This is a genomic window from Microbacterium sp. (assembly GCF_052102115.1).
GTDB lineage: Bacteria > Actinomycetota > Actinomycetes > Actinomycetales > Microbacteriaceae > Microbacterium.
In genome coordinates this window covers 109,804-127,939 of record NZ_JBQDVP010000001.1, presented here as the reverse complement: position 1 = coordinate 127,939, position 18,136 = coordinate 109,804, and the positions used below count along the sequence as shown (strand labels likewise).

Here is an 18,136-nt window from a genome sequence, read left to right as displayed (position 1 = left end):
ATGTCTCGACATCGAGAGACTTTCCGGACCGAGACCCAGTGAAGGAAGCACAGTGGATCTGTACGAGTACCAGGCACGAGACGTTTTCGAGAAGTACGGAGTGCCGGTCCTCGCCGGTATCGTCGCGGACACCCCCGAGGAGGTGAAAGCGGCAGCAGAGAAGCTCGGCGGAGTGGTCGTCGTCAAGGCGCAGGTCAAGACCGGTGGTCGCGGCAAGGCCGGCGGCGTGAAGGTCGCCAAGACCCCCGATGAGTCGTATGAAGCCGCTCAGGCCATTCTGGGCCTCGACATCAAGGGTCACATCGTCAAGCGCGTCATGGTCGCCGCCGGTGCCCGCATCGCCGAGGAGTACTACTTCTCCGTGCTGCTCGACCGCGCCAACCGCTCGTACCTCTCGCTGTGCAGCGTCGAGGGCGGCATGGAGATCGAACAGCTCGCGGTCGAGAAGCCCGAGGCGCTGGCACGCATCGAGGTCGACCCACTGACCGGTATCGACAAGGCGAAGGCCGTCGAGATTGCTCGCGCGGCGAAGTTCCCCGAAGACCTCGTCGAGAAGGTCTCCGACGTCTTCGTGAAGCTGTACGAGGTCTACAAGGGTGAGGATGCCACGCTCGTCGAGGTCAACCCGCTCGTGCGCACCGAAGAGGGCGACATCATCGCGCTCGACGGCAAGGTCACGCTCGACGAGAACGCCTCCGAGATCCGCCACCCCGAGCACGAGGCGCTCGAGGACAAGGGCGCCGCGGACCCGCTCGAGGCCAAGGCCAAGGAGTCGGGACTGAACTACGTCAAACTCGACGGTCAGGTCGGCATCATCGGCAACGGCGCAGGCCTTGTCATGTCGACCCTCGACGTCGTCGCCTATGCCGGCGAGAACCACGGCGGCGTGAAGCCGGCGAACTTCCTCGACATCGGCGGCGGCGCCTCGGCCGAGGTCATGGCCAACGGCCTCGATGTCATCCTCGGCGACCCGCAGGTCAAGTCCGTCTTCGTCAACGTTTTCGGCGGCATCACGGCGTGCGACGCCGTCGCCAACGGCATCAAGGGTGCTCTGCAGACGCTCGGTGACACGGCATCCAAGCCGCTCGTCGTCCGCCTCGACGGCAACCGCGTCGACGAGGGCCGCGCGATCCTCGCCGAGTACGCCCACCCGCTCGTGACTCTCGCCGCCACCATGGACGAGGGCGCCGACAAGGCCGCCGAGCTGGCGAACGCCTGAGATCTTAGAAAAGGAATAAGAGAAATGTCGATCTTCCTGAACAAGGATTCCAAGGTCATCGTCCAGGGCATCACCGGCGGCGAGGGCACCAAGCACACCGCCCTCATGCTCAAGGCCGGCACCCAGGTCGTCGGCGGCGTCAACGCGCGCAAGGCCGGCACGACCGTCTCGCACACCGCCAAGGACGGCTCGGCCGTCGAGTTGCCCGTCTTCGGCACGGTCGCAGAGGCCATGAAGGAGACCGGCGCGGACGTGTCGATCGCCTTCGTCCCCGGCGCCTTCACGAAGGACGCCATGATCGAGGCCATCGACGCCGAGATCCCGCTGCTCGTCGTCATCACCGAGGGCGTGCCGGTCGGCGACTCTGCGGAAGCCTGGGCATACGCCAAGAGCAAGGGCAACAAGACCCGGATCATCGGCCCGAACTGCCCCGGCGTCATCACGCCGGACGAGGCGCTCGTCGGCATCACCCCGGCGAACATCACCGGCAAGGGCCCGATCGGTCTCGTCTCCAAGTCGGGAACGCTGACCTACCAGATGATGTTCGAGCTGCGTGACCTCGGCTTCTCCACCGCCATCGGCATCGGCGGCGACCCGGTCATCGGCACGACGCACATCGACGCCCTCGAGGCGTTCGAGGCCGATCCCGAGACCAAGGCGATCGTCATGATCGGCGAGATCGGCGGTGACGCCGAGGAGCGCGCGGCCGACTACATCAAGGCGAACGTCACCAAGCCGGTCGTCGGCTACGTCGCGGGCTTCACCGCCCCCGAGGGCAAGACCATGGGCCACGCCGGCGCCATCGTCTCGGGCTCGGCGGGTACCGCTCAGGCGAAGAAGGAGGCCCTCGAGGCCGCCGGCGTCAAGGTCGGGAAGACCCCGTCCGAGACCGCTGACCTCATGCGCGCGATCGTCGAGAGCCTGTAACCCAGGTAGACTTGCATGCGAACGCCCCGGGCTCCACCCCGGGGCGTTCGCTCGTTATGGGGCGACGGAGTTCATTGCGGCGCAGGCGGCGCAGCGAGCCGTCTGCGCCTGACCAGTCGCACGATGACGAAGGTCGCACCGGCAAGTCCGGCGAGGATCACCCACCAGCCCGGAGCAACCGCGACGGCGGTGAGCGCGAGCTCCTGTTGATCGATCGGCGGAGGCCAGAACCCGGTTGCGACATCGAGCCGGGCCTGATCCACCGACAAGCCAGCAGTCAGGTCGCCTCCCACCGTCGCAGTGACGCGCGTCGCGTAACGCATATCAACGGAGACAGTGTCGCTGGTGCTCTCCAGCACCGTCAGGAGAGCCCCGGCGTGTTCTCCCGGCTGGGCATCGTCGGGAACGTCGACGGTGAACGGAATGCGCACCAGATCGCCAGGATCGATGCTCACGCTGTCGACGCTCGGGGTGATCCAGGAGCCGATGGCGTCCGTTCCGGTCTGGTCCGTCGCGACGTCGATCGCACCGGAATCGTCGGTGAAGGCATCGGAGCCGTACACCGCGAGAGTGAGGGCTGCGGCGCCGGAATTGCGGACCAGGACAGCATCTTCGACTGTCGAGCCGGGCTCGAGGTCGTACGCGAAGTTGCTGCGCTCCTCGCCGACATCGGTGATCACGGGCATCATGCTCCACGCGACCTGACCCGCGGCGGACGTGCCGACCAGCGAACCCTTCGGAACGGGGGCCGCATCGGCACGCAGCGCGCTCGCGCCGCCGGCGCTGAGCGCGATCAGCGCGGTGGCTGCGACAGCGCCGAGGAGGAACCGGGCGCGGCGGGGCAGAGAGGTAAGCATCGGAACGGGCCTTTCGTCGAAGGAGGGGAAGCGCGGGGGGCGACGGGTGCAGGTCGGCCGCCCCCCGCGCTCCGGTTACTGGATGACAGTGACCGTCAGGGTCGAGGTGTAGTCGCCGGCGCCCTGTCCCAGCGGCAGGCGCAGGTCGAGGTCCGCCGCGACGACCGCGGTCTCCAGGCCCTTGAACTCCTCGCTCGGAGCGGAGACGAGAACGGCGCTGTTCGACAGTCCGTCGCCCTCGCCGGCAGTGACGCGTTCGCCGGCGACGGCCCCGGCACCTTCGGCGGTCAGGCGCGGGGTCCATCCGAGCGCGCTGGATTCGAAGGCATCGTCGTCCGATTCGAACGCCGACGCCTCACCCGAGAGCGTCCACGGCGAAGAAGGGTTCGAGCGGGTGTCGGTGATCTCGATGTCATTGAGAACACCGGTGGCGGTGAAGCTGTCGCCGAGAGGAGTGGCCTCACCGAGCGAGACGACCTCCTGCGAGCTGAAGCGCCACGTGAACTCTCCGCCGGGCTGTGCCGACTCGGGGATGCTCACGGCGATGTCCTGCTCGTTCTCGGCCGGCTCCTCCGGGTTGCCGGGCTCTTCCGGAGGTGCCTGGTTGTATCGCTGCATCCATCCGCGGAGCGCGTCGGGGCGGTTGGTGATGATGCCGTCCACTCCCATCGCCGTCAGCGATGCCCAGGCATCGGCGCTGTCCTGCGTCCAGACGAAGACGCCCAGGCCGGCGTCGTGCGCCAGCGCAACGCTGTCTGCCGTCGCGCTGCTCGGGTTGACAGCATCGGCTCCGATCTGCCGGGCCGTGTCGATGATCACGGCGTCGATGCCACCGGTGAGGTAGCCGACCGGGAGGTCCGGTGCCACCGCCGCGAAGTTGGCGACCGACGTGGCGCTGAAACTCTGTGCGAATACGCGGTTCTGCACCCCGGCCGCCTCGATCATGTCGACGGTCATCTGCGTGTCCTCGACGCTCCAGTCGCCCTTGTACTCGATGACGACATCAGTGCCGCCGTTCGCGAGGTAGGTGAGCACCTCATCGAAGGTGGGGATCTTCGTGCCGGCGAAAGCAAGCGCGAACCACGAACCGGCATCGAGCGCGCGGACCTGCTCGAGAGTCAGATCTCTCACTGCACCGGTGCCGTCGGTCGTGCGGTCGACGGTGTCGTCGTGGATGACCACGGGGACGCCGTCCTGGGTGAGGGTGATGTCGATCTCGAAGTACTCGGCACCCGAGCGCGTCGTCGAGACGAACGCGGGCATTGTGTTCTCCGGCGCGATGGACGAGTTGCCGCGGTGGCCGACGATCACACCGGTCTCGCCCGGCTGGCGCAGCGTGATCGGCGGCAGCGGGTCGATCTCGCTGAGTACGAGGTTGTCGTAGCGGACGACCGAGTTGTTGGCGATAAGGCCCTGTACGCCATCCGCCGTGCGCACGAGCTGACGCGTCGTCATGATCTTCTCGCCGTCCACGTACCATGTGCCGACGTTGCCGTTCACCTCGACGCGGAGGTGCGCTTGGTTGCCGATCCCGATGTCCGTCGCGGTCGCGGCGGCATCCGTGACGTTCCAGGTGCCGCCGGCTGTCCGCTGCGCGAACTCCACGCCGTTGCCCGCACTCGAGCCGTTGCGCAGGGCCGCGTGCTGCCAGGGTGCAGAGCCGTCGGCGGGGGAATCGATCAACAGTGCCAGCCACCGTGCGCTGTTGGCCGCGGACTCGAAGGTGACGTCGACGTCGATCGCGAAGTTCTCGCGATTCTCGCCGAACGTGACTTTGGCGTCTTCGCTGGTGCTTGCGCCGACGAGTTCTCCGTCCTGCACGCTCCAATCGCCCGCGACCGTGTTCCAGTTCTCGGGAATCGCACCGGAGTCGAACGATTCGGAGAGGAAGACTCGGTCCTCGGGGGGGGCGCGTCGACGGATGCGGGCGCTGAGTCGGATGCTGCGGCGACGCCGGGGGCGAGGATGCCCGCGAGAACGGTCGCCGCGGCAACGCAGACAGCTCCGATACGCGAGTTTCGCGAACGGGGGATGGTCATGGTGTGTGTCCTTCCGGAGAGGGGGCACCGCGGGGATGCTCCCGTGGCGGCTCCACTCAAGACGCCGCGCGGGTCTGCGCTCTGCACGAAGGAGGAAGGGAAGGACGAGGGCAGGCGAAGAGTCGGTGACGTGCAGTGACGATTCGTGCGAACGGTCAGCCTGCGCTCAGCGCGTCCTCGAACGCGCCGAGTTCACGACGCTCAGCGCCGTCGCCGTCGAGAGGTAGCGGTCATCGCTGTACTCGAAGGGGCGTCCATCGAAGGTTCGCGCGGACCGCTGGACGCGCAGCAGCGGCGTGGTGCGTGTCACACCGAGCAACCGCGCGTCCTCGGAATCCGGGAGGACGGCGGAGATCAAGTGCTCCCCGTAGGCGAGCTGGGGCCCGTGGGTGCGCTCGACGACCTCCATGATCGATCGGGCGTCTTCGGGCAGCTGTGCGATGGTCGGTATGAGCCATTGCGGGAAGGTCGTGCGCTTGACCATGATCGGGAAGTCGTCGATGGACTGCAGCCGCATGATGCGCAGGACCGGACGTTGGATGCTGATCCCCAGCGCATGCGCCTCTTCGGCATTCGCGCGTCCCTCGCTGCAGAGCAGCGTATGTCCACCCGGTTCGTGGCCGATCGCCTTCGCCCACTGGCCGAACGAACGCAGCTCGGTCACGTCCTGGGCGAGAGTCTCCGGATGCACGACCCACCGTGTTCCGCGACGAGACAGCCTCCTGTGCGCGTGCCGGACATGCTCGAGAGCGTGGCGGATCGTGCCCCTGGCAACACGGAATCGCGCCGCCAGCGCCGTCTCGCTGGGCAGCGTATCGCCGACGGCCAGTCGCCCGGAATCGATGTCCGCCACGATCACTGCCGCAATCGAAAGGTGCTTTCGACTGGTCGATGCGGTGCGTTGGGGCACGCCTCGACTGTGCCGGGCCCGGGTTAACGGAAGATGGTTTCGGGGCTAAGAATCAGGCGACGCCGAAGGCCGCCTCGAGCGGCCCGCGAGCGAAGAACAGCACGAAGCCGACGGCGACGATCCACAGCAGCGGGTGAATCGTCTTGGCCCTGCCCGAGAACGCGTTCAGGACGACCCAGCTGACGAAGCCGGCGCCGATGCCGTTGGCGATCGAGTAGGTCATCGGCATGACGGTTGCGGTGAGGAACACCGGCAGCAGCACACGGAAGTCGCCGAAGTCGATGTGCCTGATCTGCGAGAGCATCATCGCGCCGACCAGCACCAGGGCTGCGGCTGCGACCGCGCCGGGAACGAGCGAAGTGAGCGGCGTGAAGAACATCGCGAGCAGGAACAGGATGCCGGTGACCGAGGTCGCCAGCCCCGTACGAGCGCCCTCGCCGATGCCGGAGCCCGATTCGACGAAGACCGTAGCCGACGATGATGACGTGGCACCGCCGACGATCGCGCCGACGCCTTCGACGACCAGTGCCGACTTGATGCGCGGGAAGTCGCCCTTCGCGTCCGCGAGGTCGGCTTCCTTCGCGAGGCCCGTCATAGTGCCCATGGCATCGAAGAAGTTCGAGAACACGAGGGTGAACACGAACATCACGAGAGCGACGACGCTGACTTTGCCGAAGTCGAAGCCGAAGTCGACGGCGCCGATGAGGCTGAGGTCCGGCAGGCTCATGATGCCGCCGGCGAAGCCGAAGTCGAGCCCGAACGGCCAGATCAGATTGATGATCGCAGCCAGCACCGTGCCGCCGACGAGCGCGATGAGGATCGCGCCCTTGAGCCGCACAGCGATCAGCACCCCGCCGATCAGAAGAGTGATCACGAACAGCAGGGTGGGAAGCGTCGCCACCGACCCTCCGACACCCAGATCGACCGGGGGAGAGTCGTTGCCCGTCGCGGTGACGAAGCCGGCGTTCACGAAGCCGATGAACGCGATGAACAAGCCGATGCCGACCGTGATGGCGAGCTTGAGCTGCACCGGCACGGCATCGAAGATCATCTTGCGAAGTCCGGTGGCGGCAAGCAGCACGATCACCACACCGTTGATGACGACTAGTGCCATGGCTTCGGCCCAGGTCACGGACCCGACGACGGAGAACGCGAGGAATGCGTTGATCCCGAGCCCGGCGGCGAATGCGAACGGCAGACGGGTGATGATGCCGAACAGCAGCGTCATGACGCCGGCGCTCAGTGCCGTGGCGGCGGCGACGGCATTGCCGTCGAGGACCGTGCCGTCGACATCCGGAGTCGAGAGGATGATCGGGTTCAGGATCACGATGTATGCCATCGTGACGAACGTGACGATGCCGCCACGGACCTCCGAGCCGATCGTCGAGCCGCGCTTGGTGATCTCGAAGAAGCGGTCCAGCGCGTTCTTCGGTTCAGCGGCCTGGTCGGGTGCGGGCGAGGGAGCAGTTGTCATCGGGGAACCTCCTCGGGAACGATATCGTGTCCGTCGCGTCGCGCGCGCCCGCGCGGAGCAGCCAGCTTCACGTCGTAGTCTCGTTGAGACATGCAACGCCTCCTCGTCGCGATCCTCGCCGCCGTCGACGCTGCCATCGCGGCGGCCGTCGGCCTGGCTGTGCTGCTCGCCCCTCTCACCGTGCTGTGGACGCTCGCCTTCGGCGTCACGGCCGACTGGGGAGGGCTGTGGCCGACGGCCGGTATCTTGTGGCAGTTCGGTCACGGCGTGCCCATCGACGTGGCGCTGCCGGATGCTGTCGTCGCCGCCGTCGGCATCGCACCGGAGGCAGCGAACTTCAGCCTCTCGCTCACGCCCCTCGCGTTCCTCGTCTTCACGCTGCTGTTCTCCGCCCGCTCCGGCATCCGCGCTGCACGCTCCGGAGCCTGGCTGATCGGCGTCATCGGCGGCACCATCACCTTCGCCGTCATCGCGGCGGCGGTGGCCCTGACCGCCCGCTCCGACATCGCCGAGGTTCCGCTGACGGCGGCGTTCGTGCTGCCGCCGGCTGTCTACCTCGTCGGCGCCCTCTCCGGCGCGGTGAGCTACGCCTGGCGCGAGGGGGATGCCGGTCTCATCGACCGCTTGCATGACCGAGTCGACGGCTGGGGGCCGTGGGCTGTCGTCCCCGGCGAAGCGGTCCGTGGAACGGCCGTCGCGGTCGTCGCACTCACCGGCATCGCCGGCCTCGGCGTCGCGGTGATGGTGGCGCTGCGCGGGGGAGAGGCCGTCGCCCTTTTCGAAGCCGCCCGCGTCGACGCGACCGGAGCAACCGTGCTCACGCTCGGGCATCTCGTCTACCTGCCGACGCTGTTCGTCTGGTCGATCGCGTGGATCGCGGGCCCCGGGTTCGCCGTCGGCGCCGGCACCGCCGTGTCGCCGGCCGGCACGCAGCTCGGCGTCGTCCCCGGTATGCCGGCGCTGGGCCTCCTGCCCGAGAACAGTTCGATGTGGATGCTGATCGTCGTGCTGCTCCCGATCGCCGCCGGCGCCTTCGCCGGGTGGATCGTGCGGTCGCAGCTGGTGTGGCGGGATGCTGCGCGCCCGGTCGCCCCGCGGGCTGTCATCGCGCTGACCATCGCCCTGGCGACCGCAGGGGTCGTGGCTGTCGCCGCGGTGCTGGCTTCCGGGTCGATCGGCCCCGGCCGCATGGCAGTGACCGGCCCGCACGTGGGATGGACGACGCTCGCCATCGGCGCCGAGATCTTCGTCGGCGCCGCGATCATGCTGCTCGCCCCGCGGCACCGCGACGAACTCGCCGAGGAGCGCACGGACCGCTGGGTCGCCGAGATGGGCACGTCGCCGACCGACCCGGATCACAGCGACACTCAACCCCTCGACGACCACGGTTTCTTCGGGGACAGCAGTACTCCCGCACCCCGGTAGACTGACCGGGTGCTCACGGTCGCCGTTCTCATCTCCGGCACCGGCTCCAACCTTCGCGCCCTTCTCGAAGCCGCACGCCAGCCGGACTTCCCCGCGCGAATCGTCGTGGTCGGTGCGGATCGCGACGCCGAAGGTCTCGCACACGCGGCGGAGTTCGGCATCCCGAGCTTCACAGTTCCCTACCGCTCGTTCGAGAGCCGCGAAGCCTGGGGCGAAGAGCTCGGCGCGCAGCTCGACCCCTGGCAGCCCGACCTCGTCGTGCTCAGCGGACTGATGCGGCTGCTGCCGGCGGCACTGGTCGCCCGGTACACGCCCCGCATCATCAACACGCACCCGGCGCACCTGCCCGAGTTCCCCGGCGCGCACGGGGTGCGCGACGCGCTCGCCGCCGGCGTCGCCCAGACCGGGGCCAGCGTCATCGTCGTCGACGACGGCATCGACAGCGGCCCGATCCTCGCCCAGGAGCGCATCCCCGTGCACCAAGGCGACACCGAAGAGTCCCTGCACGAGCGCATCAAACCCGTCGAGCGGCGCCTGCTGATCGACGTCGTGCGCCGCATCGCCACCGGTGAGCTCGCGCTCACCCACTGACCCGTACCTGAACAACCGCACGCCCACGCAAGAAGGAGATATTCCATGGCCGGTCCGAGCCACGATTCGTCCCTGTACCGCGATCGTGATGTGGTCCCGATCAAGCGGGCGCTCGTGTCGGTGAGCGACAAGACCGATCTGCTCACGCTGGCCGCGGCGCTCGCCGACTCCGGTGTCGAGATCGTCTCGACCGGGTCGACGGCAGCGGCCATCCGGGAGGCCGGCCACGACGTCACCGACGTGGCCGCCGTCACAGGTGTGGCCGAGATGCTCGACGGTCGCGTGAAGACCCTGCACCCCAGCATCCACGGCGGGTTGCTCGCCGATCTGCGCCTCGAAGACCACGAGCGCCAGCTCGCCGAACTCGGCATCTCGCCGTTCGAGCTCGTCGTCGTCAACCTGTACCCGTTCGTCGAGACCGTCGCCTCCGGGGCGACCGGTGACGACGTCGTCGAGCAGATCGATATCGGGGGGCCCGCCATGGTCCGGGCCTCGGCGAAGAACCATGCCAACGTCGCGATCGTCGTCTCGCCCGAGTCGTACCCCGCCATCATCGAGTCGATCCAGACTGGCGGCACGACGCTCACGCAGCGCCGCGAACTCGCCGCACGCGCGTTCGCGCACACCTCTTCGTACGACTCGGCCGTCGCGGCGTGGTTCGCCGAGGGCACCCTCAACGAAGCCGGGGAGCTGCCCGAGCACCTGACGATCAAGGCCGAGCGCCTGGCCATGCTGCGCTACGGCGAGAACGCGCACCAGCGCGGGGCGATCTACACTCGCGTCGGCGGACACGGCATCGCCCAGGCCGTGCAGCTGCAGGGCAAGGAGATGTCGTACAACAACTACGTCGATGCGGATGCCGCGCTGCGCGCCGCCTTCGACATGGTGCTGCCCGCCGTGGCGATCGTGAAGCATGCCAACCCCTGCGGCATCGCGACCACGGCGCCCAACGCCCTCGACCCGATCGCGAGCGCTCATCTGCGTGCACACGAGTGCGATCCGGTGTCGGCATACGGCGGCGTCATCGCCACCAACGGCACGGTCACGCTGAAGATGGCAGAGAACCTCAAGGACATCTTCACCGAGGTCATCGTGGCGCCCTCGTTCGAGCCGGAGGCGCTCGAAGTCTTCAAGGCGAAGAAGAACCTGCGTCTGCTGCAGCTGCCCGACGACTGGCAGCAGGAGCGGATGGACATCCGTCTGGTCTCCGGCGGACTGCTGCTGCAGGATGCCGACCTCTTCCCGGATGACATCGACTCGGTCGCCACGAACTGGGAGCTCGTCACGGGCGAGCGCCCTGCCGAAGAGGAGATGAGCGACCTCATCTTCGCGTGGAAGGCGTGCCGCGCCGTGAAGTCGAACGCCATCGTCCTCGCGAAGGGCAAGGCGACCGTCGGCATCGGCATGGGCCAGGTCAATCGGGTCGACTCGTGCCGCCTCGCGGTGGAGCGGGCCGGTGACCGTGTTGCGGGGTCGGTCGCGGCATCCGATGCGTTCTTCCCGTTCGCCGATGGGCCGAAGGTGCTCATCGACGCAGGGATCAAGACGATCATCCAGCCCGGTGGCTCCGTGCGCGATGACGAGGTGATCGCCGCGGCGAAGGCCGCCGGCGTGACGATGTTCTTCACCGGAGAGCGGCACTTCTTCCACTGACGATCGCGCGGGCTTTCCGGCCCCCACCGTGATGTCCGATTTCCGCGCGCCTGCGGCTTTCGGGCGTGTCAGAGTGGAGGCATGAGCTTCCCGGTGATGTCATTCGACGAGCGGTATCGCGCCATCGACGCGCGCGACACCCGCTTCGACGGGCAGTTCGTCACCGCGGTCCGCTCCACGGGCATCTACTGCCGTCCATCGTGCCCTGCCCGCACCCCGAAGCCGCAGAACGTCACGTTCTACCCGACCAGCGCCGCCGCGCACGAGGCCGGTTACCGAGCGTGCAAGCGGTGCCTGCCCGAGGCGGCACCCGGCTCGCCGGCTTGGAACCTCCGCGGGGATGCCGCCGCTCGCGCCATGCGCCTCATCGCCGACGGCGTGGTGGAGCGCGAGGGCGTCTCCGGTCTCGCGGCCCGCCTCGGCTACTCCTCCCGGCATCTGAACCGGCTGCTCACCGCCGAGCTCGGCGCCGGGCCCCTGGCGCTTGCCCGCGCACACCGTGCGCATAACGCGCGGATGCTGCTGGTCGGCACCGACCTGCCCGTCTCCGAGATCGCGTTCTCGTCGGGCTTCGCGAGCATCCGGCAGGCGGGCGACACGATCCGCGAGGTCTTCGGGCTCTCGCCGAGCGAGCTTCGCGCACGGCGCAGGATGCTGCCGGCATCCGACCCCGGAGCCATCGACCTGCTCCTTGCCCACCGTGAACCCCTCGACGCGAGCGGAGTGTTCGCCTGGATGGCCGCACGGGCGCTGCCCGGTGTCGAAACCGCCACGGCGACCTCGTTCTCGCGGTACCTGCGCATGCCCGGTGGTCCGGCGTGGTTCGAGGTGCGTCAGGATTCATCGTCAGCTCTGCGCCTGCGCGCCCGGGTGACGCATCTCGGCGACCTCGCCCGCGTTGTGGCCACGGCACGGCGACTTTTCGACCTCGACGCCGATCCCGTCGCCGTCGATGCGGCGCTCGCCACGCATCCGGCGCTGTCGCCGCTCGTCGCCCGCACCCCGGGCATCCGCGTGCCCGGCGCCGCTGATCCGCACGAGATGCTGATCCGCGCGATGGTCGGCCAGCAGATCACGGTCGCCGCCGCCCGCACGGCACTCACCGCGCTGGCACGGGAGCTGGGGGAGGCGATCGAGGTGACCGCCGCGTCGGAGACGGGGGAGGGCGACGGACCAGGGCCCAACGGCGAACCAGGGCCCCGGCTGTTCCCCACGATGGCCGCCATCGCCGAGCATGGCGCCGACGCGCTGCGCGGGCCGGCCGCCCGCATCCGCGCGATCACCGGTGCGGCGGCATCCCTGCTCGACGGAACGCTGTCGCTCACCGTCGGCGATGACGGACCCGCTCAGCGCGCGGCGCTGCTGGCCATGCCCGGCATCGGACCGTGGACAGCCGACTACGTGCGCATGCGCGTGCTCGGCGACCCCGACGTGTTCCTGCCCGGTGATGTCGCCGTCCGGGCAGGCGCCGCGGCATCCGGCCTCCCAGACGACCCGCGCGCGCTGACCGCGTGGTCGGAGCGCGTCGCCCCCTGGCGCAGCTATCTCACCGCACACCTGTGGCGCGCAGCGCCCGTCCGAACCGCCAAGACCTCGAGCAAGGAGCTCTCATGACCGCGCTCATCCAGACCATCGACACCGCCGACGGCCCGTTCACCCTGCTCGTTGACCACGACCAGCGCGTGCTCGCCTCGGGGTGGACCGCCGACCGCGACGCGATCATCGCGCGACTGGCCACCTCAGGGTGGCGCGCCGAGATCCGGCCCACCGAGATCCGTGACGGGAAGACGGATGCCGCGTCCGCCGTCCGCGCGTACTACGACGGCGATCTCACCGCCATCGACACCGTCGCCGTGCGGCAGTCGGGCACCGACTTGCAGCGCACCGGCTGGGAGGCGCTGCGGCGCATCACCCCGGGTGAGCCGCTGACGTACACGTCCTTCGCCGCCGAGCTCGGCAATCCGCGTGCGGTGCGAGCTGCGGCATCCATCTGTGCGCGCAACGCGCCGGCGCTCTTCGTGCCCTGCCATCGCGTGCTGCGTTCTGACGGGTCGCTCGGTGGCTTCGCGTGGGGGCTCGACGTCAAGGAGTCGCTGCTCGCCCGCGAGCGCGCCGCCTGAACAGGCACCCCGGCCCGCGCACATCCGCGGGAATAAGTTCTTGTGCTCAGCTGGTTCATAGCCTTAGGCTGGAGGGCTGTCGCGCCGACCGGTGTGAAGCTTCGAGCCTGAGGAGGACACCATGATTTCGATCGCCGTCGCGCAGATCACCACTCCTGGCTCGTACCTGGAGTTCCTGCGCGTCTGATTCCGCCGCTCGCACGCAGCCCGGGCACCGCGATCCTCTCGTCGGCGCCCGTCACAACTTTCACGTCCGCTTCACAACTCGTCTGAGAGTCATGTCTTCCTCGTCGTCTCTGCCCACCAGGTCTGCTCCGCTGTCCACCCCCGCAGCCCTCTGGCGCCTCGCCCCCTTCGTCAAACCCGTCGCCTGGCGATTCGTCGGCGGCGCCGCGAGCGCGCTCGCCGCCGCGGTCATCGCCCTGATGATCCCGATCGTCCTCGAAGAGATCGTCCGCGGCCTCGACAGCTCGGCGAGCATCGCGATCATCGTCGGCGGCGCCGCCATCATCCTCGCGCTCGGCCTCGGCGAGGCGATCATGGTGTGGCTGCGCCGCTGGTTCATCCTGAAGCCGGCGACCGAAGTCGAGTACCGGATGCGCACGCTGCTGTACTCCCGCCTGCAGACCTTGCCGGTCGCCTTCCACGACCGCTGGCAGTCCGGGCAGCTCCTCAGCCGCATGATGCAGGACATCGGCCTCATCCGTCGCTGGCTGTCGTTCGGCCTGATCCTGCTCGTCGTGAACATCCTCACCATCATCATCGGGTCGGCGCTCCTGTTCCGCTGGCACTGGCTGCTGGGGGTGATCTTCCTCGTCACCGGCATCCCGATGTGGATCCGCGGCTACCTGTTCGAGAAGCGCTACGGCGTGCTCACCCGGCGCAGTCAGGACCAGACCGGTGACCTCGCGACGAGCGTCGAGGAGAGCGTGCACGGCATCCGTGTGCTCAAGGCTTTCGGTCGGGGCAAGCACGCCCTGAACCGCTTCTCCGGCCAGGCCGAGACGCTGCGCGAGACCGAGATGAGCAAGGCCCGCTCGGTCGGCGGTCTGTGGTTCTTCCTCGACCTGATGCCGCAGATCGCATTCGGCGTCAGCCTGATGTCGGGCATCTGGCTGATCGCGCAGGACGCCATTCAGCTCCCCGAACTGTTCGCGTTCTTCGCCATGGCGACGGTGCTGCGCTGGCCGATCGAATCGATCGGATTCCTGTTCTCGTTCATGCTGGATGCCCGCACCGCGACCGACCGCGTGTTCGACATCTTCGCCGAGACCAACAGCATCACCGACCCCGAGAATGCCGTGCAGATCGCCGAACCCCGCGGTGAGCTCGCTTTCGAGGGCGCGCACTTCCGCTATCAGGATGCTGGTGCCTCCGAGCGCGACCTGCTCGACGGCATCGACCTCGTGCTGCGCCCCGGCGAGACGATGGCGCTGGTCGGTCTCACCGGCAGCGGCAAGACCACGCTGACGACTCTCCCCACGCGCCTGTACGACGTCACCGGTGGCCGGGTCACTCTCGACGGCGTCGATGTGCGCGATCTGTCCCTGGTCGAGCTGCGCCGGCACATCGCGATGGCGTTCGAGGACGCGACGCTGTTCTCGGCATCCGTGCGGGAGAACGTGCTGCTGGGGCGTGCCGAGCTCGACGTCCACAGCGACGAAGGGGAGCGCACCCTGCGCGAAGCGCTCGATGTCGCCCAGGCCGGTTTCGTCGACGAACTGCCCGAGGGCGTGGAGACCGTCATCGGCGAGGAAGGGCTCAGCCTCTCGGGCGGCCAGCGTCAGCGCCTCGCCCTCGCACGTGCGGTCGCCGCGGCACCCAAGGTGCTGGTCCTTGACGACCCGCTGTCGGCGCTGGACGTCGACACCGAGGCGCTCGTCGAAGAGGCGCTGCGCCACGTCCTCGCCGAGACGACCGCGCTGATCGTCGCGCATCGCCCGTCGACCGTGGCGCTCGCCGATCGCGTCGCCCTGCTCGAGCGCGGGCGGATCACCGCCGTCGGAACCCACTCCGAGTTGCTGCGCACGAGCACGCACTACCGTCACGTGATCTCCAGTCTCGAGGCCGAGGAGGCGGCGCAGACCGGTGCGATCCCGATCATCACCGACGAGAGCCTGGAGGCGGCCGAGGAGGCTGCCGCCACGGCATCCGGTCGGGGCCGCACGGATACGCAGAACGAGGAAGAGGAGGTGCAGGCATGAGCACGGTACTGACCGGCACCCAGGATGAGGATCGCTCGACATACACCCGCGAGGAGAGCCGTGCGATCCGCCAGCGCTCGCTGCGCCTGCTCGGCTCGCTCGTATCGCCCCTGCGCATGCAGATCGCGCTCGCCGCCGTCGTCCTGGTCATCTCGACGGCGGGGCAGGTCGCCGGCCCGATCCTCATCAGCATCGGCCTCGACTGGGCTCTGCCCCAGGTGCTCGAGAACGCGAACTGGATGCCCACGTTCGCCATCGGATCCATCTACCTGTTCGCCGGAGCCGCCGCGGCGGCTCTGATCGGCTGGTACGTCGTGGTCGCCGCGCGCATCACCCAGGCGATCCTCATCGACCTCCGTAAGCGCATCTTCCTGCACACGCAGCGGCTGAGCCTCGAGTTCCACGAGACGTACACGTCGGGCCGGATCATCTCGCGCCAGACCAGCGACCTCGACTCGATCCGCGAGTTGCTCGACGGAGGACTGAACAACCTCGTCTCCGGGGTGCTCTTCGGCGCGTTCACGTTCGTCGCGCTGATCGTGTGGGACTGGCAGTCCGGTGTGATCCTCCTGCTCGCCGGCATCCCGCTGTTCCTGTTGATGCGTTGGTTCTACTCGCGGTCGCAGGTCATCTTCCGCGAGTCGCGCGTGATCAGCGCCCGGGTGATCGTGCAGTTCGTCGAGACGATGACCGGTATCCGCGCCGTCAAGGCGTTCCGCAAGGAGCCACGCAACGACACCGCCTTCCAGAAGGTCGCCGGTGACTACCGCGACGTGAACCGCCGGTCGATGCTGCTGTTCGGCACGTTCGAGCCCGGCCTGATGTCGGTCGCGGCGCTCACGCTCGGACTCGTCGTGCTGTGGGGCGGCATCCGCGTCGCCGACGGTGCCCTGACGGTCGGCGTGCTGCTGTCTGCGGTGCTGTACGTGCGCAACTTCTTCGCGCCCATGCAGGAGATCGCGATGTTCCTGAACTCGTACCAGTCGGCCACAGCCGCGCTGGAGAAGGTGTCGGGTGTGCTGGAGGAGGAGCCCACCGTGCCCGACCCCGAGAAGCCGGTCGACCTGTGGGAGTCGCGCGGGCACGTGCGGTTCGACGAGGTCACCTTCGGCTACTCGGGGGAGAAGACGATTCTGCCGAACTTCACGCTCGACATCCCCGCGGGGCAGACGATCGCGCTGGTGGGCACCACCGGTGCCGGCAAGTCGACCCTGGCGAAGCTGATCTCGCGGTTCTACGACCCCTCTGTGGGCAGTGTCACCCTCGACGGGGTCGACCTGCGTTCGCTGCACCCGAAGGATCTGCGCCGCGCGATCGTCATGGTGACGCAGGAGGCCTATCTGTTCAGCGGGACGGTCGCCGACAACATCGCGCTCGGCAAGCCCGATGCCACGCTCGACGAGATCCGGGCGGCCGCACGCGCGGTCGGGGCCGACGAGTTCATCGAGGCGCTGCCGGACGGCTACAACTCCGATGTGAACAAGCGCGGTGGTCGCGTTTCGGCGGGGCAGCGGCAGCTGATCTCGTTCGCGCGGGCTTTCCTCGCCGACCCCGCGGTGCTGATCCTCGATGAGGCCACGGCATCTCTCGACATCCCGTCGGAGCGCCTCATCCAGGACGCTCTGCAGACCCTGCTGTCCGACCGGACGGCGATCATCATCGCGCACCGGCTGTCGACGGTGGCGATCGCCGATCGCGTGCTGGTGATGGAGCACGGCGCGATCATCGAGGACGACACCCCTGCCGCGCTCATCAAGGGTACGGGCAAGTTCGCGCAACTGCATGCGGCGTGGCAGGAGACGCTGGTCTAGGCACCGATACGATCGAATCGTGGATCCGTTCTGGATGCTGGCCGCCGAATGGTGGTGGATCGCTCCGACCGTGGTCGGAGTCGGTGCCGTCACCACCGTCGGCGTGCGCCGCAGCAGCAGACGGAACGGGCGCCGGCTGGCGCTGGATGCTGCGCGAGATGACCTGCGCGAAGCACAGCGCGAGGTCGGTGAGCAGCGGCGGGCCGTGAAGCTCGCGCGTGCCGAGCACGCCCGCCTGGTCGCCGAGCGCACGGCATCTCGAGCGTCGAGCGCCGAGGTCGCCAGTGCGCGCCGAGCGGTCAAGCAGGCCGAGCAGAACGCCAAGGCGGCGTCGGCCGACGTTCGTTCGCGCCGCGTGCAGGTCAGTGTGGCGCAGGCGGAGGTGCCGCCAGCATCCCGGCCGGAGCGCTACCCGGTCGCTCGTCTGCACCGCGCGCACGATGCGGTCACCGCGCGGTGGATGGACTATGAGACCGACCCGGCGAAGCTCATCGCGTACCCCGTCATGAGCGACGGCAAGGACCCGGCGATGGCGGCTTTCCTCGCCGCAGCGCGTGACGCGCGCGATCTGCGGCCCGCGTCGACTGCGGGCATCACCCCGCAGGACTACGCCGCGTACCGGGATGCCGTGACCCATCTCGAGCGTGCGTTCGACGTCGCAGAGCATACGGCGAAGGAGCGCGCTGCCGGACGCGATCCGAACACCCCGCCGGCCTGGCAGGACAGCGCGCATGAGGTGCTCAGCCGGTCGGCCGAAGCGATCGACAAGGCGGCGGGCGCCGCGGCATCCGCCATCGCGGCGTGGTCGGCGCGGCGCAAGAGCGGCAAGGATGCACCGCCTGAGCAGTAGGCGTCACGCGGGCAACGCTCAACGAGCAGCGTGCAGTGCGCGGGAAGGCGACGGAG

General features: G+C 68.5%; 14 protein-coding genes. 10 read left to right on the top strand and 4 right to left on the bottom strand.

Going from position 1 to position 18,136, the window contains the following annotated elements:
• The first annotated feature begins 52 nt into the window (after positions 1-52).
• Both sucC and sucD read left to right on the top strand, forming a co-directional pair.
• A complete protein-coding gene (gene sucC / locus ACTICP_RS00580) occupies positions 53-1,219 on the top strand; it encodes an ADP-forming succinate--CoA ligase subunit beta (RefSeq protein ID WP_441888455.1) in 1,167 nt (388 codons plus the stop codon).
• Positions 1,220-1,243: 24 nt separating this feature from the next.
• The gene (gene sucD, locus ACTICP_RS00575; protein WP_441888453.1) at positions 1,244-2,146 is read left to right on the top strand and encodes a succinate--CoA ligase subunit alpha; all 903 of its coding nucleotides are present in this window, start codon (positions 1,244-1,246) and stop codon (positions 2,144-2,146) included.
• 71 nt (positions 2,147-2,217) lie between these two features.
• On the opposite strand, the gene ACTICP_RS00570 is transcribed toward sucD, so the two are convergent.
• The 4 genes from ACTICP_RS00570 to ACTICP_RS00555 form a co-directional block, all read right to left on the bottom strand.
• On the bottom strand, positions 2,218-3,003 hold the full coding sequence (locus tag ACTICP_RS00570) for a WxL protein peptidoglycan domain-containing protein (protein WP_441888451.1): 786 nt from the start codon (positions 3,001-3,003) through the stop codon (positions 2,218-2,220).
• A 75-nt stretch (positions 3,004-3,078) separates the two neighbouring features.
• A complete protein-coding gene (locus ACTICP_RS00565) occupies positions 3,079-4,824 on the bottom strand; it encodes a glycerophosphodiester phosphodiesterase (RefSeq protein ID WP_441888449.1) in 1,746 nt (581 codons plus the stop codon).
• A gap of 384 nt (positions 4,825-5,208) precedes the next feature.
• A complete protein-coding gene (locus tag ACTICP_RS00560; protein ID WP_441888447.1) occupies positions 5,209-5,952 on the bottom strand; it encodes a GntR family transcriptional regulator in 744 nt (247 codons plus the stop codon).
• 52 nt (positions 5,953-6,004) lie between these two features.
• Positions 6,005-7,426, bottom strand: a complete 1,422-nt coding sequence (locus tag ACTICP_RS00555) for an NCS2 family permease (protein WP_441888445.1) — start codon at positions 7,424-7,426, stop codon at positions 6,005-6,007.
• Between the two features lie 90 nt (positions 7,427-7,516).
• Between ACTICP_RS00555 and ACTICP_RS00550 the strand changes: the two genes are divergently transcribed.
• From ACTICP_RS00550 to ACTICP_RS00515, 8 genes are all read left to right on the top strand, one after another.
• Complete coding sequence (locus tag ACTICP_RS00550) at positions 7,517-8,851, top strand: cell division protein PerM (protein ID WP_441888443.1); 1,335 nt, start codon at positions 7,517-7,519, stop codon at positions 8,849-8,851.
• Between the two features lie 9 nt (positions 8,852-8,860).
• Complete coding sequence (purN, locus tag ACTICP_RS00545) at positions 8,861-9,442, top strand: phosphoribosylglycinamide formyltransferase (protein WP_441888441.1); 582 nt, start codon at positions 8,861-8,863, stop codon at positions 9,440-9,442.
• Between the two features lie 45 nt (positions 9,443-9,487).
• Positions 9,488-11,095: a bifunctional phosphoribosylaminoimidazolecarboxamide formyltransferase/IMP cyclohydrolase gene (gene purH / locus ACTICP_RS00540; RefSeq protein ID WP_441888439.1), complete on the top strand. Its 1,608-nt coding sequence runs from the start codon at positions 9,488-9,490 to the stop codon at positions 11,093-11,095.
• An 81-nt stretch (positions 11,096-11,176) separates the two neighbouring features.
• On the top strand, positions 11,177-12,709 hold the full coding sequence (locus ACTICP_RS00535; RefSeq protein WP_441888437.1) for a DNA-3-methyladenine glycosylase 2 family protein: 1,533 nt from the start codon (positions 11,177-11,179) through the stop codon (positions 12,707-12,709).
• Positions 12,706-13,215: a methylated-DNA--[protein]-cysteine S-methyltransferase gene (locus tag ACTICP_RS00530; protein WP_441888435.1), complete on the top strand. Its 510-nt coding sequence runs from the start codon at positions 12,706-12,708 to the stop codon at positions 13,213-13,215. Before ACTICP_RS00535 ends, ACTICP_RS00530 begins: the two co-directional genes overlap by 4 nt.
• A 278-nt stretch (positions 13,216-13,493) precedes the next feature.
• Positions 13,494-15,419, top strand: coding sequence for an ABC transporter ATP-binding protein (locus ACTICP_RS00525; RefSeq protein ID WP_441888433.1), 1,926 nt, complete (start codon positions 13,494-13,496; stop codon positions 15,417-15,419).
• Positions 15,416-17,230: an ABC transporter ATP-binding protein gene (locus ACTICP_RS00520; protein ID WP_441888431.1), complete on the top strand. Its 1,815-nt coding sequence runs from the start codon at positions 15,416-15,418 to the stop codon at positions 17,228-17,230. Before ACTICP_RS00525 ends, ACTICP_RS00520 begins: the two co-directional genes overlap by 4 nt.
• Before the next feature lie 19 nt (positions 17,231-17,249).
• Complete coding sequence (locus tag ACTICP_RS00515) at positions 17,250-18,080, top strand: hypothetical protein (protein ID WP_441888429.1); 831 nt, start codon at positions 17,250-17,252, stop codon at positions 18,078-18,080.
• The last annotated feature ends 56 nt before the right edge of the window (positions 18,081-18,136 follow it).

Bases quoted from the DNA above. Each gene is read 5' to 3' on its own strand.
- ACTICP_RS00525 (WP_441888433.1), top strand. From the start codon at position 13,494: ATGTCTTCCTCGTCGTCTCTGCCCACCAGGTCTGCTCCGCTGTCCACC.
- ACTICP_RS00550 (WP_441888443.1), top strand. From the start codon at position 7,517: ATGCAACGCCTCCTCGTCGCGATCCTCGCCGCCGTCGACGCTGCCATC.
- ACTICP_RS00520 (WP_441888431.1), top strand. From the start codon at position 15,416: ATGAGCACGGTACTGACCGGCACCCAGGATGAGGATCGCTCGACATAC.
- ACTICP_RS00535 (WP_441888437.1), top strand. From the start codon at position 11,177: ATGAGCTTCCCGGTGATGTCATTCGACGAGCGGTATCGCGCCATCGAC.
- ACTICP_RS00530 (WP_441888435.1), top strand. From the start codon at position 12,706: ATGACCGCGCTCATCCAGACCATCGACACCGCCGACGGCCCGTTCACC.
- ACTICP_RS00570 (WP_441888451.1), bottom strand. From the start codon at position 3,003: ATGCTTACCTCTCTGCCCCGCCGCGCCCGGTTCCTCCTCGGCGCTGTC.
- ACTICP_RS00555 (WP_441888445.1), bottom strand. From the start codon at position 7,426: ATGACAACTGCTCCCTCGCCCGCACCCGACCAGGCCGCTGAACCGAAG.
- sucD (WP_441888453.1), top strand. From the start codon at position 1,244: ATGTCGATCTTCCTGAACAAGGATTCCAAGGTCATCGTCCAGGGCATC.
- purH (WP_441888439.1), top strand. From the start codon at position 9,488: ATGGCCGGTCCGAGCCACGATTCGTCCCTGTACCGCGATCGTGATGTG.